Source organism: Uniformispora flossi (assembly GCF_049534875.1).
Classification (GTDB): Bacteria; Actinomycetota; Actinomycetes; order Streptomycetales; family Streptomycetaceae; genus Yinghuangia; species Yinghuangia aomiensis.
In genome coordinates this window covers 79,066-93,034 of sequence record NZ_JBMULZ010000017.1, presented here as the reverse complement: position 1 = coordinate 93,034, position 13,969 = coordinate 79,066, and the positions used below count along the sequence as shown (strand labels likewise).

The window sequence follows — 13,969 nt, the reverse complement described above, 5'->3', positions numbered from 1 at the left end:
GGAAAGGGGCCGCACCGAACATGCGGTGCGGCCCGATCGCTTTTTTGGACCTGTGGCTGTTCGGCGACCGTTGCCTTCTAAAGGGCCGTGGCGGCCTTGAGGATGACGAACAAGGCGAACGCCGCGTTCGCGGTGGCGCACACGGACACGGTCGTGCCCGCGGCGGCCACGATGGCTGCGAAGCCCGTGGGGGATGCCGGGGCCGGCCACGCAGACGTCGGAGGCGGGGCAAGCAGCGCGGCAACCCGGCGCGGCACCGGGCCCGGTGCCGCGAATGCCGGGAGTGCCGAGGCGGGATGCCCCGATTTCGCCGAGGCCAGTGCCGCTTTGCCCACGGCGCGGGCGGTGACCGTGCGGTCCCCCACCGCGGCGGCCGCTTCCTCGTCGGCCCAACGTTCGACGGTGTAGGAGACCGCCGTACGCAGTGGCCGCAGCAGGGGATGGCTCACGGCCGCGAGGCGGGACACGGTCAGGAACAGGTGGTGGCGTCCGTCGAGGTGCGCCTGCTCGTGGGCAAGGAGCGCTCGTCGTTCTTCAGGTGTGAGGGACGTGAGCATCGCCGTGGTTGCGACGACGCGCGGCTCCCGACCGGGCAGGGCGTAGGCGTAGGGGCGTTCGTCCTGGACAACGACCAGGCCGCCCGCATCGGGCAGCGCGGAGACGGCGGATCGGGCATCGCGGCGTACCCGCCGGACGCGCCGCAGCGTCACCGCGGATGCCGTCACGACCGCGCCCAGTATGACGATCGCGAGACTCCCGAAAACCCGCACGTGCGGCACGGCGTCGCGCACGTCCGGGTCGCCCCATCCGTCCGGCAGCGGATTGCCCGGCACCTGGGCGGAACCCACGATCACCAGCAGCGCGACGCACCACGTGCTGCAAATGGCCAGCACCGCGGCAAAGCCGGTCAGCAGCCGGGTGGCGGCTCGCGGGTGGAGATGGTCAACCGCCAACCGCGCGACGGGAATCGCCGACAGCGGAAGGACCATCGGCAAGTAGACCGCGAAACGCACGCCTCAGCCCTTCCCGCGGTCGGACCCGGAAGGGCTGTCGATGCGGTCCAGCAGATGCCGCAGCGTCTCTTCGTCCTCGACCGAGAGCTCGGATACGAAACTGGCCAGCACAGCCGCCCGGTCCCTCTCCTGGTCGAGGACCTTGCGCATTCTGCGTGCTGCCAGCCCTGCCTCGTCGGCGACGGGCAGGTAGGCGTAGGCCCGCCCGTCCCGCACGCGCGACAAAGAACCCTTCTCGTAGAGCCGGGACATGATCGTCACGACCGTGCTGTACGCCAACGCGCCGCCGAGATGGGCCTGCACCCAGGCCGCGGTGCGCGGTTCGTCCGATGTCCACAGCAGCGCCAAGACTTCCGCTTCGAGCATGCCTTTGCCCCGGCGTGGGCTTTGCTGCCGGTGGTCAGTCATCGCGCCTCCGCGGGTTCCTCGGGACACCTACGGCGTTGCACAGTACCGGTAAGACGGGAGGGATCGAGCCGCGCGACCGGTCCTCCTGAGGCATATGCCGCGGGGTTGTCGGCCACAGGGCGGCTATGCCGGTCAGGGGGTAGAGGAGGAGGAACAGGTTCGGGATCCACCAGGCTGGACTGAAGTCCCCGCGGATAGTCCAGAACCCGATGGCCTGAAGGCCTGAGCAAGAGGTGAGCGTCAGCGAGACCAGCATCAACGGGCGCCATGCCTCGCGACCTTGCCGTGCGAGGCGCAGCGCCGTGAGGCCGGTCGCGCTGATGAGCAGGTCGAGCGGGAGGAACGACCAGTTCCAGGCGACAATCCGCTCGTCGCGGTAGTCGTTGAACAGCGCCGACTCCGGCAGGACGTGTGCGATGGTGATCGCCCAGTAGGCGATGAAGCCCACGTCGGTGACGACCATGAGCACTTTGACTACGCGCAGCGTGCGAGGAGCAGCGTTCACGAGGCACCCTGCAGGGCGCGTCGCGGGTCACCGTTCACGCGCAGGCCGCCCATTTCGCCGCCCGCTGCGGGAGGGGAGACTATGGCTTCGGCTTCGTCGACGGGAAACCGGGCGGTCTCGGGCATCAGGACTCCTTTGCCGGCGGCGGGTCGGTCTTGTGCGCCGTAAGTCCGCTTTCGCGGTGCTTCGGTGCGGGACGCTGCGGGTGACGGGCGGCGTACGCGAGCCGGTCGATCTCGGCTTTGTTGGCCGAGGCGAGCCGCCCCAGGCGGCGCAGGTCGCCGAGTTGGGCGAGCAGGCGCGGGGGGCGCAGTTCGAGCGAACCGGAGCGTCCGCGGACCAACAGTCGTCCCGATTTCAGGTCGCCGGACAGCCGCAGCTGGGCGAGTGCGGTCATCGCCGTGTTCTCACGGTGGGCCAAAAGAACCGCAGGCCCGTCGAGTTCGCGGCCGCTTACGAACTCGGGCAGGTGCACTTGATTGCCCGGCTGTGCGCCGAGCAGGTGCTCGTGGCCCGGCAGCGCAGCGATCCAGGGCCTCCCGCCGCGGAGGGCAACCAGGACGATGCCGTCGGGCCCGACTTCTTCGGCCGGTGCCACGGGGTCGAGGGTCGCGATGATCCGGCGGAAGTACCAGCGGAGCCAACGGTCGTGGCCGGGCAGCGCGGCCAGCTGCCGGGTCGGAGGGAACTTCGCGGATTCTTGGTCCAGGAGATCGCCCCGGAACGCGTCGCCGTTCCGGTCGACGTGGATCCGCGCGTCCGCCTGCACAAGTGTTCCGCCGGCCAGCAGGGCCACCCGCGGGTCGGCGTGGATCTGCCGCATCTTCCCCATGAGCGCGAACGTCGAGGTGACCACCGGTTTGTCGCCGCACACCAACGGTGTCACGGCACACGCACGGGGAGCGGTGCCGACCCGCCACGCCAGTACCCCGACGGCCGCATGCCTGAGCGAAGCCACCATGGATTTTTCCATAACCACGGTTACATAACCTGCATGATGTATCCTACGCTGTCAATGCCGAAGATCGTGGACCACGAAGCGCGCCGCAGCGCCATCGCCGCCGCGGCGTGCCGCGTCATCGGCGAAGGCGGCCTTGCCTCGGCGACGATGCGCGACATCGCGGCGGAGGCCGGCTGCACGACCGGCATGGTCCTCCACTACTTCCGCAACAAAGAGGAACTCCTGCTGGCCGCACTCGGATCGGCCAGCCAGGCCGTCGCCGACCGTATGGCCGCCCGACTGGCGATCCCGACCGCCGATCTGTACGACCTCCTGTGCGAGTGCCTCCCCTTGGACGACCGCCGACGGCTCGAGTGGCGCGTCTGGATCGCCTTCTGGGACACCGCGGTTCGCAACCCGGACCTCGCAGCCGAACAACGCGCCCGCTACCGGACCTGGCGCGAAGCGCTGCATCTGGTCCTGGCGACCTGCGGGCACCCGCCGCAAGCCGCGCTCGAGGAGGCAGCGGAAGCACTGATGGTGGTCATCGACGGCATCGGCATCCAGGCCGTCTTCGACACCGAGCGCTGGCCGCCGGAACGCCAGGAGACGCAGATGCGCAAGCAAGTTGGCCACATCCTCGACGAACTCACCGCACCGCAACAGCCCCGCTGACGGTGGGACGCTCGGCGCGTCCGTTGCGTTCACCTCGAAGCGCGGAACCGCACGAATCCCGAAGGACCGGATGGCGAAGGGGCCATCGCTGGTTCCGCCTTGGAACCGGAGTTGCACGAAACGAGCGCGGACGTCGCCGGGCGCGAACTCCTGGCTCCATTCCACACCATGCCGTGCGGCTTGCAGTGCAGCGCGCACGGCTCGGCCGGCGGCTACCGAAACCCGGTGCCGAGGCTCTCAGGACCTGCGGCTACATCGTCTTCAAAGGCTCTTTGAAGGACTTGCGGAACACGGACCCGGCCAGGGGAATGATCGGAGACATCAGCTTCGCCCCGAAGGATCGGGGATGCCGTTCGAGGCGCACGTCGACGCGGGTCCCCTGCTCGGTGGGCGTCAGGTGGAAGTTCCAGCCCCCTGGTCCGAAGGGCGTCGAGTCGCGCGTGGTGACGGTGACCGTGTTCCGGGAAGGGTCCCACTCGTAGCGGGCACGCTCCGACGACTTGCCGTTTCCCTCGGTGACTTCAGCCCACGTCTCCCCGCGTTCGTGGACGTGGAAGTGCTCCGCGTCGATGGACGGCCACTGCTCGACCCGCGACGGGCCGAAGTTCGTCAGCACCCCCATGACCTCCGAGGGGCTCATCGAGGAGGTCACATGGAAACGTAGCGATGGCATGGCCCGCTCCTTGGGACGAGAAGGCGGTGGCGTCAGACCCCTCTCCCAGCATGCGCCCGCGCCTGCTCCCGCGCACAAGCACGTCCTGCCTGCCGCCGACCCGGGTCAGATCGGCAGACGGCCGATGGCGATGACGGCGGCGTCGTCGCCGAGGTGTCCGTCGGCGTGGGCGAGGAGGTCGCGGCGGATGTGGTGGACGAGGGCGGCGGGCTCGCATGTCGTCCAGCGCGCGACTCGTTCGGCGAGGGGATAGAAGTCGCCGCGGCGGTTGCGGGCCTCGGTGACACCGTCGGTGTACAGCACCAACGTGTCACCCGGTTCGAACCGACGGGTCTCGTGCGGGTAGTCCTCCGCGGCGAGACTGTGCACGCCCAGCGGGGGCGCGGACCGGTCGCCGTCGACAAACGCCACTCGACCGCGGCTCACGAGCAGCGGTGGTGGATGCCCGCAGTTCGTCAGCCGGACGACCGGCTCGTCGTCGGGGATGTCGAGGAGCAGGGCCGTGATGAAGTGCTCGGCCGTCTCGTCGTCGGTCTCGGCGAAGTCGAGCAAGTAGCGGCCGACGCTGTGGTCGAGTGTGTGGGCCAGGTCGGGCAAAGCCGCATGCCGTGCGGCGAGGAGCCGGAACGCGCTGAGCAGCAGGGCGGACTCTCCGACAGCCGCCAGTCCCTTGCCGCGGACGTCGCCGATGAGCAGGCGGGTCCCTGCACCGGCGCGGGTGGCCGTGTACAGGTCCCCGCCGATCTGGGCCTCGTGCTCGGCGGCCAGGTACATCGTGGCGATCCGGAGCGGCCCGATGCGTTCGGGCAGGGGCCGCAGCAAAGCCCGCTGGGCGGCTTCGGACACCGACTCGGCGCGCGCCAGCTCCCGGATGCGGCGCTCCCGGACCACCGTGAAGACGACGATGAAGGCCGAGAGCACCGCCAGCGCGCCGATCTGTGCCATGTGGTTGCTGGTCGCCACGCCGCCGCGGAGCCCCGCGATCAGGACCTGCGCGGCGACCGCCAGAGCGCCGATGGCCGCGGTCAGCCTCGGACCCGCGAACGACGCCGTCAACGCAGGGGCGATCACCAGCAGAGGCCCCAGATGAACGTCGTTCGGCGCCTGCAGATCGACGACGACGATCAACACGATCAGCGCGACGGGCAGCACCACCAGCGCGGAGCGCGCCCAAGGCTGCGGGCCCTCGCTCGGAAGGCTTCGCATAACCACCCCTCCACTGTGCGCCGCGGCGGGCCCACCCGCACGTGCGGATACCCCTCGGTTACAGCGTGGTGACCAGTCCTCCGTCGACGCTGATGTCCAGGCGGATGTCCAGGCTGATGTCCACGCTCGACGCGGAATTGCTCGGGCAGCTGCGACCGCATTCCTCGACACCGGTCGAACCGCTGCTCGCCGGTCGGCCGATCGAGCGGCGCGAGGTGACCGTGACTGCCAAGGACGGTGCCGCGACCGCTCTGTCGGTCTTCCGTCCTCCCCACCTCGCCCCCGACGTCGGCCGCACCGGCATCGCGGTTCCGTGCATCCATGGGATGCACGGCGGCGGCATGGTCAGGGGCGACCGTTTCTCCCGGATCGACATCCCCCTGGAGTGGCTCGACCGGTTCGGCGCGGTCGTCGTCTCGGTCGACTACCGGCCGGCACGGGAGGCCACGGGCGCCACGCCGTCGGAAGACTTATCCGCGGGCTGCTCGGGGTTGCCGAGCACGCCGCCGAACGCGGGTCACTTGCCCAGGGCGGTCTCTTTGTGCAGGTGCAGGCCCGACGACGGTGCGAGTTGCCTTGACGCGGGTTCGGCCGCAGGCGCCGCCGAGCCGGGTGCCGGGCGACCGCGGTTCCGGCCGACGTGGGCCGTGGGGCTGAGCCCCTGGGCCGCCGGGTTGACGTCGGCGGGGGCGGTTTGGCGGGGCGGCACCGAGGCGATCGGGCGGTACGGGGGAACGATCGGCCCCGCCCGGTCCGGCTGCCGCACCGGTTCCGCGGCACGGTTGGTGGTGTAGCGGCTTTCCGCCGAACGGTTCGACGCGGCACGGGCGTCCGCGACCCCGTCCACGCTGCCGTCGGCGTGCCTCCGGATGGCAACCTGGGCATGGCCGTTCGGCCGGCAGGGGACCATGGTGTGGCCGAGTGCTTCCATGCCCCGTACGACCCCGGGTGCGGTGCCCGCCTCGTAGGCCACGGTGGACGCGCGGTCGACAGGGTTCGGGGCAGACCAGAGGTTGAATCCTTTCCACGGGTCGGTGTAGGCGTTGACGCGCGGTTCGCTCACCGCTTGTTCCGGGCTCTGTCCCCAGCTCAGCCAGGGGATCATGTTCGCGAGTATCTGCGGCTGCGTGTCGCCGCCCATGGTGCCCGCCGTGACCGTGTGGTCGCTGCCGCGCAAGATCATCGGGACCAAGGTGTGCGGCGGTCGGCTGCCCGCCTGGTAGCCCGCCGGGTCACCGGGGCGGAGGGAGAACGCGGTGCCCCGGTTGTGCAGTCCGGTGCCGGTCTCCGGGACGAAGATCCCCGAGCCGAACCCTCCCGCGTTCGACTGGGTGAGCGAGGCCACGGAACCGTCGGGGGCGACGGCGACGAGGTTGGTGGTGCCGCCCGCCGTCGCCGGGATGGTGTGGCGGCCCGGCTGTGCCGGGTCGATGTGGGCCAGCCGCTCCCGGACCGCACGGTCGGTGAGCAGGTCCTCCACATGCGCCCCGTCGTAGAGTCGTTCGGGGCGGTCGTAGCCGGCGGCGCGGGCCGCCTCGACCTGGATGTGGGCGCGCTGCGTCGGATCCGCGGCCGGAACCAGCGCTGAGCGCTCGGCCAAGGACGCGGCCAAGGGCACCAGGTACCCCTGAGTCGGCGCGGGAGGAACGGCGATGCCGTAGCCGAACGCTTCCAAGGTGAGCGGCGCGACCCACTCGCTGTGGACGTGTGCCAGGTCGTCGGCGTCGAAAAGCCCTTCCCCCAGCCGGATGAGGCCTTCCGCGAACTCCCCGCGGTACCAGGCGTCACGTCCGTGCCGGGCGACGGCGGCCAACGCCCGGCCGAGCAGCGGGCGGCGCACCAGGTCGTTCTCGCGCAGCGGCGTCCGGGCGGTCAGTTCGTCGGCGCCGCGGAGGGCGCCAGGTTCGGCCGCCGCCGCGGTGAGCTGTTGGGCGAGTGCCGCGGATGCGGGGAATCCGTCGGTGGCGTACCGGACTCCCGGTTCCAGGACGGTCGCCCAGGGCAGGCGCCCGTGGCGCTCGTGCAGCGCGGCCCAGCCGTCGACCGCCCCGGGCACCGTAACCGAGCGGATGTCGCCGGTCTGCGGGACGGCGGCGTGCCCTTCGCGCCGCATGGCCTCGGCGGCCTCGTCCGCACCGCTGCCGGCGCGTCCGATCCCCAGCAGGCACTCGACCTCCCCGCGCGGTGCCTGGTACATCGCGACGAGGTCGCCACCCGGCCCGTTGAGATGCGGCGAGGTCACGGCCACGACGACGCCGGCGGCGACCACGGCGTCCGCGGCCGAGCCCCCGGCCCGGAACATCGCGATGCCGGCGTCGGCGGCGAGCCGGTCCGCCGAGACCACGATCCCGTTCGGGTCACCGCTCCCCACGGCGGCCACCATCCGTGTTCCGGCTGGGCCCGCGGCCGGCGAATGCCGCCGCGGCGCGCGGTCCTCCCTGTCCTCCGGCGGCGCACTCCGTCCTCCGCCCCGGGCGCCCGCGGGTATGGCGGGCCGGCTCCCCCTGGCGTCGCCGGTCATCGGCCGTCGTCCGGGGGACCCGTGCCGACGCGGCCGATTCTCGCCGCCGACTGGCCGACCACCACATGACAACCCGGCCTTCCCTTGACGCGTTGCTGGACACCGCGGACGGTCGGAGCCCCTCCGATGACCGCCGGGTCGCGGCGATCCACGGTCGGTCCGGTCCGCGCGACGCGGTCCGTCAGCCCTGCCGCCGAGCACGTGGGTATGTCGGATCCGTCACGCGTCCGCCTCGTTCCGCATCGCTGCGGCTCGGGTTTCTCCGGGGGTTGGCGACCGGTGGCGGACGTTCGGCACAGTACAGGAGCGGTCCCCTCCGGTGGCCTGATAACGCCGGATCACGCAGGGACCGGCGGGCGTTGCGCAGATGTTCGCTGCTGGTGACCGGTGTGCTGTTGAAACCGGTGATGGTGTCGCTCGCGCGGATGCCGGCGGTTCGGCGGCGCCGTCGAGGACACAGACGCCGCCGTCGGGGGCGGTGATGCGGGTGTGCGGGGGCGCACTGAAGCGGAACGCGCTCGCGGCGTGCGGTTGTCGGGCGGTGGGAGACCGTGGTCATCCCCAGGCGGCTGGCCGCAGGGCCGGGGCCGTCTCGCCGACGCCGGCGTAGACCGAACGGCGCACCGCGGAGTGCTGCCGTCGTCGGTGTGTGCGCGAATAGAAGGCGACGTCTCGCCACGCTTTCTGGAGCGCCATGACCAGTCTTCCGGAGCCACCGGTCGGTCCGACCGCGGACGCTCCGGAAGACCGTCGTCCCGCGACCGCGAAAGCCGCGCGCTTCGCGCAGAGCGCGGCCTCGGCGTTGTTGATCACGCTGACGGTCGTGCTCGTACCGGTCTCGCTGGTCGCCGTGTGGCTCCACGACTTCGTCCTCGACACCGACCGGTACGTGGCGACCATGGCGCCGCTGGCCACCGACACCGCGGTCCAGGACGCCGCAGTGGACCGCATCACCGAGGCGGTCAACGTGAAGGTCGACGGCCAAAAGGTCGCTTCGGACGTCGCCGACTGGCTCCGAAAGCAGGGCCTGCCGCCGGACGTCGGAACGGCGGTCAAGGCGTTGGGGCCGACGCTGGACGCGCTGGCAAACGAGGCGGTGTCCAAAGCGGCCACCCGAGTCGTGCACAGCGAGGCGTTCTCCAAAGCCTGGACCGATGCGAACCGCGTCGCCCACGACGCCGTCGTCGAGGCGTTGACCGGCGAGGGGCGCGGCGCTGTCGGCGTCCACGGCGGTACGGTCACGCTGGACCTGGGCCAAGCGGTCGACACGCTCAAACAGGACCTGTTGGATTCGGGCATCGCGCCGGCCGCCACGATCCCGGATGTCGACAAGCAGTTGGTGATCTTCAAGTCCGGCGGGCTGGGCCAAGCGCGGCTCGCCGCGCGACTGCTCGACGCGCTGGGCAACTGGTTGCCTCCGATTACCGCCGTGCTCGGCGGGGCGGGAGTGCTGCTCGCGCGGCGGAGGCGGCGAGCCCTGGTGACGGTGTCGCTGTGCGCGGCCGGAGCATGCGTCCTCATGACGATCGGGCTGGACGTGGCCCGCACGATCTACCTCGACGAGCTGTCCAACGAGGCCGTGTCCGACGCCGCGGCCGCCGCGATCTTCGACACCGTCCTGCGTTTCCTGCGGTCGAGTGTCCGCACCGCGCTCGTGCTCGGCGTGGCCGTCGCGCTGGGCGCTTACCTGTCCGGGCCCGGACGGCTGCCCCGCCGGCTCCGCGCGGCGGCCGACCACGCGGCCGACCTCGCCGCGCGGAGCGGCGAGGCGCACGGCCTCGACGCGGGCACGGCCGGTGTGTGGGTGAACCGCTACCGGCGCCGGCTCGCGATCACGGTGCTCCTCGTGCTCGGCCTCGTGTTCGCGCTCTGGAACGACCCGACCGCGACTACCGTGATCGTGCTGGTCGTCATCCTCGTGGCCGCCATCGGGGCTCTCGCCCTGCTGGCCGCCGCCGGACGGGTCCACAGCCGAACCACCGACCGCGCCGCCACCCCACCCCCGCCGTCGGACGGAAGCGACGCAGCCCCCTGACTTCAGCCCCGAACGTGCGCAGCCGCCTGGCACTCTGGCCCCGGAACGTCCTGGCCACGGCCACGGCCGCCGGGGGAAATGGCGACACCGGGATCGCCCGGAACGACGCGCAGGAACCTCCTTCTTCGCGCGGGTGCAGCCCGGAAGCGCTTGCACCGAGGAGGCCCCGCAGTTCCAGCGGCTCAGAGCGGCGGTCGTTCGGCGGCTTCGGACCCGGGAGGAACGCCCGGTCCTCCGGTCTGAACTCCACTCGGTCCCCGCCGAGCTGCCGTTCGTCCTGCGGTCACACCTGCCAGGCGCGCAAATGCTCGGCGACGCCGTAAACGTCGACGGCGTCGTCTTGGACAGCCCGGGCAAGGTCGACGAGTTCACCGTAGGGAGGATCGATGGCCGCGCCGGCAGCCGCCAGGTAAGCGACGGCGGCCGCGCACGCGAACAGCGCGTTCCGCGCCGGCAGGGGACGCAGTCGCATGACGGTGTGCAGAAGGGCCGCGGCAGACCACGCCGGGTCCGCCTCCTCACCCAAACGCGGGGTGTTGACGCGGTGTCGCGCGACCGCGGCCACCAGGGCCGAGTAGTCGTGCACCGCCGGCTCGCGGGGCAGCACCTCGGCCTGGCGCTCCAGCAACCAGCGGACGTCTACACGGAAGTCCACGGTCAGGCGGCCCCGCGTCGACCGGCGGCGGGTGCGTCCTCGGGAAAGGCCGCGTCGAAGGCGTCCGCGTTCTCGGCGACGAACGCGCGGAAGGTCTCCGCCGCGACTGCCTGAGCCCGCTGCGCGGCCAGGTCGTCGTCGACCACGTCGTGCACGTAGGCCTTGAGCGACTTCCCCCGCTGCTTCGCGGCAGCGCGCAGCGCGGCAAGCTCGTCATCGCTGAAATCGACGTTGAGAGCAGGCATGGAACAACCCTAGCGGAGTCGGTACCGGAATGGACATAAAGCCAGGTCGAGGCATCGAAGTTTGGTACCGGAGGGGATCGCGCAGGCAAGCCCGACGGCGAGCTTCCGGGCAAGGCGCCGACGTGGTGTGGTGATGCGGCGGGCGCCGCCGGGGCTGCGGTGGTCAGGTGCGGTCCAGATAGGTCGGGATCGCAGGTTCACGTCCATTCGTACGACTCCCGGGACTGGGGCGTCCAAGGCTCCGCCGCCCCGCCGCCCCGCCGAATGCAAGGAACCCGCAAACCAGACTTCAAAGGACGACAACGATCTTCCGGCAGGCCGGATGTCCTGTGATGCTGTGCCGCGCGCCGCCGCCCGGCGCGGGCATGGACAACCCAGGAGACACCGTGCAGCCATATGCTCACCGGCCATACCCCCAACACCCGCAACCCGACTGGCGTACCGAGCACCGCTACACCGTCCTGACCAGCCACCCGCAGCCCCGAGCCTGGCTCGAACAGGCCGCCGCCCACGGCAAGAAGGGCTTCTCCCTCAACGAGTACCTGGAGATGGCGGACACCATCCAGGACCTGCTCACCGGCTCCCTGGCCGGCGTGGAGGACGGCCTCAGCCAACTCGTGGGCAGAACTCTCGCCAAATCCCTCGGTATTCAGGTGAGGAGATTCCGCGCCGAGTCGTACCCCTACCCTGTCGGCACCGTCATCCTCGGCGCCGCCTGCGCCATGGCCGAGTCCGGCTACACGCTCAAACGCATCCTCCAAGGCCCCGACGGCTGCCTTCTGGAAGGCAAGCTCGCCAAGTCCTGGAGCAACCATTCCGGATCGGTGGTCTGTGCGGTCGCGGGGACCCCACAGCACGCCCGGCTCCACAGCGGTATTCATATCCCCGGCCAGCTCGGTGACTTGGGCCGGTGCAAGCGCATCCTGGCGGCGCTCCACGAGCGAGTCACCGTCTACGCCACCGCCGCCCACGCATGACGTTCGGCCACCCAGCGATCGGATCGCCCGTCGGCGTGCTGTCGTACCGGTGAGGAAGGATCACGGCAGCTATCGAACGCTGCGGCGGCGACCAGCCGCTGATGGCCCAATCGTCGAAGGGGGGCGGCATGTTTCTCGTTGAGGACAGATTCTGCAAAGGGCTGGAGATCCTCAAGGCGGTGTTCGAGGGCAGGCCCGTCCTGCGGTAAGCACCCGCCCAGGCGCGCTCTTCGTGCTCGGGCCGGCAACTGATCACCAAGTCGTCGACATGACTGATGAGTTCGTCCGGATCCAGGTCCAGATCGGCCGGCGCCTGGACCGCGGCTGTTGCGGTGACCTGCGATCTGGGCTGGTGGAGTGGCTTCTTCGGATGCCCTGAACGCCCACTCTGCAGTTCCCGGGTGGGCGTGGGCTGTCTGCGGTGCTACCTCGCCGGTTCGGGGTGTGTCGGCGTGGTCAGCCATGCGGCGAGCTTCGCCAGTGTCCGGGCGAAGGCGGGGTGGTCGGGGTTGTTGAGGTGGCCGTGCCTGGTCCCCGGTTCGTATTGGACCTGGATCGCGGTTCCGGCCGCCCGGAGCTCGTCGGCGAACTGTTCGCCGGAGGCTCGCAGCGAGTCGCGTTCGGAGTTGACGATGAGCGTGGGCGGGAAGCCGACGAGGTCCTGCCCGCCGGGCAGAGCCTCGGGCAAGCGCGCGGTGTTCGAGCGGCCGACGTAGTTGGTGGTCATCCACCGCACCGAGGAGGCGGTGAACGTGCCCAGGCGTCGGCGCCCGCGCAAGGCTCGGCGCAGGTCCGGGCCCGCAGGAGGGAGGGTGGCGTGCAGCAGTGGGTAGGCCAGGGCGGCGCCTGCCGGCGGGGTACCGGCCCGGCACAGCCGCAGTGCCAGCGAGGCGGCCAGTGCCCCGCCCGCGCTGGCGCCGCCCACGTGCATCCGGTCGGGGTGCAGGCCCCACCCGGGTGCGGCGTCGGTGAGGACGTCCCAGGCGCTTGCGCAGTCGTCGAGCGGCAGCGGGTAGCGCACGGCGTCCGGGGCGCGCTGTGCGCGCCGCCTACCGAAGCCTGGGGCCAGGCGGTAGTCGACGTTCAGGCAGGTCACGCCCGCCGCGGCGAGGCCGGCGCAGACCGCTTGGCCTTCGGGCATGTCCATCGTTCCGCCGATGAACGCGCCGCCGTGCATCCACATGAGGGAAGCCCCCAGCGCGGCTGCGGGGACGTCGGCGGCGCGGTGCACGCGGGCGCGCACCCCCGCAGGTGCACCCGGCAGTGTGACGTCTTCGCCGTGCATGAACTCTCCTGGTGGTAGTGACAAGCGCACAGCTTCGGCAGCCCCGGGCAACTGCGGTCCAGGGGTGCTCCATCGGCTTCGCGGGTGTCCGGACGCCGCAGCCACACTCGACTCATTGAAACGATTCATGCAGGAGGGAGTGTATGAGCAGAAAACCTTGCATTGCAATGTTTTCTGCTCGTGATCACGACAGCGCTCAGGTCGCGCACTGGGGGCGGCCTCACTTGCCGACTACCAACCGGGCCGGTAGATGGCGGTTGGGGCGCAAAGACGAGTACTCAAGGTCACGGCAGTGCGCGCACGCGCGCGTCGGGTCGCCGGCAGTCTTGCCGCATCGAGCCAGTGGAGGATGCGCCCAGTTCGTGCAACGCGGCATCTTCGACGAATGCGGCGAGGAGTCGGGCGAACGTCTCGATGTCCGCGGCTTCCCACCCCCTCAGGGCCGCCCCGAGTTGCCGGTCCATCACCGCAGCCATCCTGCGATGGGCCTCCACGCCACGCCACGTCATGGCAAGGACAACCCGCCTCCTGTCCCGCCCGTCGGCGCAGCGGCGGACGTAGCCCGCGGCGTGGAGCCGCTCGACCGCGCGGGTGGTGGCTGTCCGGTCCATACCGGCCTCCAGGGCGACCTGGCCCATGGGGAGTGGGCCTGTGCGCGACAACAGCGACAACAGCGCATAGGAGGCCCTGCCGACGGTCACCCCCGCGGCCTTGGCACAGGCCTCGTACGCACGGCGGTTGACGTTGAGTCTCAGCAGGAGTTCAAGGCTGCGCTGAATCTCGTCGACGGCTCGTTCGGATTGTGTGTTGTTCATGCTCAATGCGGTTCTC

Annotated in this window: 16 protein-coding genes and 1 pseudogene; 4 read left to right on the top strand and 13 right to left on the bottom strand. The window is 70.8% G+C overall.

The features are described 5' to 3' along the window. Positions 1-77 precede the first annotated feature (77 nt). From ACPA54_RS30040 to ACPA54_RS30020, 5 genes are read right to left on the bottom strand one after another with little or no spacing between them, the layout of a single operon-like run. Positions 78-989: a M56 family metallopeptidase gene (locus ACPA54_RS30040; protein WP_423534634.1), complete on the bottom strand. Its 912-nt coding sequence runs from the start codon at positions 987-989 to the stop codon at positions 78-80. 27 nt (positions 990-1,016) lie between these two features. Beyond that, positions 1,017-1,421 carry a BlaI/MecI/CopY family transcriptional regulator gene (locus ACPA54_RS30035; protein WP_423534534.1) on the bottom strand — a complete coding sequence of 135 codons (405 nt, stop codon included), beginning with the start codon at positions 1,419-1,421 and terminating at the stop codon, positions 1,017-1,019. Further along, a complete protein-coding gene (locus ACPA54_RS30030; protein WP_423534533.1) occupies positions 1,414-1,926 on the bottom strand; it encodes a YvaD family protein in 513 nt (170 codons plus the stop codon). The genes ACPA54_RS30035 and ACPA54_RS30030 overlap by 8 nt, the downstream gene beginning before the upstream one ends. Continuing rightward, positions 1,923-2,051 carry a hypothetical protein gene (locus tag ACPA54_RS30025; protein WP_423534532.1) on the bottom strand — a complete coding sequence of 43 codons (129 nt, stop codon included), beginning with the start codon at positions 2,049-2,051 and terminating at the stop codon, positions 1,923-1,925. The genes ACPA54_RS30030 and ACPA54_RS30025 overlap by 4 nt, the downstream gene beginning before the upstream one ends. After that, on the bottom strand, positions 2,051-2,887 hold the full coding sequence (locus ACPA54_RS30020) for a hypothetical protein (RefSeq protein WP_423534531.1): 837 nt from the start codon (positions 2,885-2,887) through the stop codon (positions 2,051-2,053). Before ACPA54_RS30020 ends, ACPA54_RS30025 begins: the two co-directional genes overlap by 1 nt. A gap of 54 nt (positions 2,888-2,941) precedes the next feature. Here ACPA54_RS30020 and ACPA54_RS30015 point away from each other — a divergent pair, with 54 nt between their 5' ends. Beyond that, entirely contained in the window at positions 2,942-3,541 is a 600-nt protein-coding gene (locus ACPA54_RS30015) for a TetR/AcrR family transcriptional regulator (protein WP_423534530.1), read from the top strand. 250 nt (positions 3,542-3,791) lie between these two features. Here the strand turns inward: ACPA54_RS30015 and ACPA54_RS30010 are convergent, their stop codons facing one another. From ACPA54_RS30010 to ACPA54_RS30000, 3 genes are all read right to left on the bottom strand, one after another. Then, on the bottom strand, positions 3,792-4,214 hold the full coding sequence (locus ACPA54_RS30010; protein WP_423534529.1) for a hypothetical protein: 423 nt from the start codon (positions 4,212-4,214) through the stop codon (positions 3,792-3,794). A 105-nt stretch (positions 4,215-4,319) separates the two neighbouring features. After that, entirely contained in the window at positions 4,320-5,420 is a 1,101-nt protein-coding gene (locus tag ACPA54_RS30005) for a PP2C family protein-serine/threonine phosphatase (RefSeq protein ID WP_423534528.1), read from the bottom strand. 58 nt (positions 5,421-5,478) lie between these two features. Further along, positions 5,479-5,652, bottom strand: a complete 174-nt coding sequence (locus tag ACPA54_RS30000) for a hypothetical protein (protein WP_423534638.1) — start codon at positions 5,650-5,652, stop codon at positions 5,479-5,481. On the opposite strand from ACPA54_RS30000, the pseudogene ACPA54_RS29995 reads away from it, so the two are divergent. Beyond that, positions 5,570-5,937 (top strand): annotated as a pseudogene (locus ACPA54_RS29995) (alpha/beta hydrolase); the annotation flags it as partial. The gene ACPA54_RS30000 and the pseudogene ACPA54_RS29995 overlap by 83 nt on opposite strands. Here the strand turns inward: ACPA54_RS29995 and ACPA54_RS29990 are convergent. Next, positions 5,938-7,791 (bottom strand): gamma-glutamyltransferase, encoded by a 1,854-nt coding sequence (locus ACPA54_RS29990; protein ID WP_423534527.1) that lies wholly within the window; start codon positions 7,789-7,791, stop codon positions 5,938-5,940. Between the two features lie 844 nt (positions 7,792-8,635). On the opposite strand from ACPA54_RS29990, the gene ACPA54_RS29985 reads away from it, so the two are divergent. Continuing rightward, positions 8,636-9,976 carry a hypothetical protein gene (locus tag ACPA54_RS29985; protein WP_423534526.1) on the top strand — a complete coding sequence of 447 codons (1,341 nt, stop codon included), beginning with the start codon at positions 8,636-8,638 and terminating at the stop codon, positions 9,974-9,976. Between the two features lie 283 nt (positions 9,977-10,259). On the opposite strand, the gene ACPA54_RS29980 is transcribed toward ACPA54_RS29985, so the two are convergent. After that, entirely contained in the window at positions 10,260-10,631 is a 372-nt protein-coding gene (locus ACPA54_RS29980) for a toxin Doc (RefSeq protein ID WP_423534525.1), read from the bottom strand. 2 nt (positions 10,632-10,633) lie between these two features. Next, entirely contained in the window at positions 10,634-10,876 is a 243-nt protein-coding gene (locus tag ACPA54_RS29975; protein WP_423534524.1) for a hypothetical protein, read from the bottom strand. Positions 10,877-11,262: 386 nt separating this feature from the next. Between ACPA54_RS29975 and ACPA54_RS29970 the strand changes: the two genes are divergently transcribed. After that, entirely contained in the window at positions 11,263-11,853 is a 591-nt protein-coding gene (locus ACPA54_RS29970; RefSeq protein WP_423534523.1) for a hypothetical protein, read from the top strand. A gap of 424 nt (positions 11,854-12,277) precedes the next feature. Here the strand turns inward: ACPA54_RS29970 and ACPA54_RS29965 are convergent, their stop codons facing one another. Next, on the bottom strand, positions 12,278-13,138 hold the full coding sequence (locus ACPA54_RS29965; protein ID WP_423534522.1) for an alpha/beta hydrolase fold domain-containing protein: 861 nt from the start codon (positions 13,136-13,138) through the stop codon (positions 12,278-12,280). Between the two features lie 284 nt (positions 13,139-13,422). Continuing rightward, positions 13,423-13,953, bottom strand: a complete 531-nt coding sequence (locus tag ACPA54_RS29960) for a MarR family winged helix-turn-helix transcriptional regulator (RefSeq protein ID WP_423534521.1) — start codon at positions 13,951-13,953, stop codon at positions 13,423-13,425. Positions 13,954-13,969: the final 16 nt, after the last annotated feature.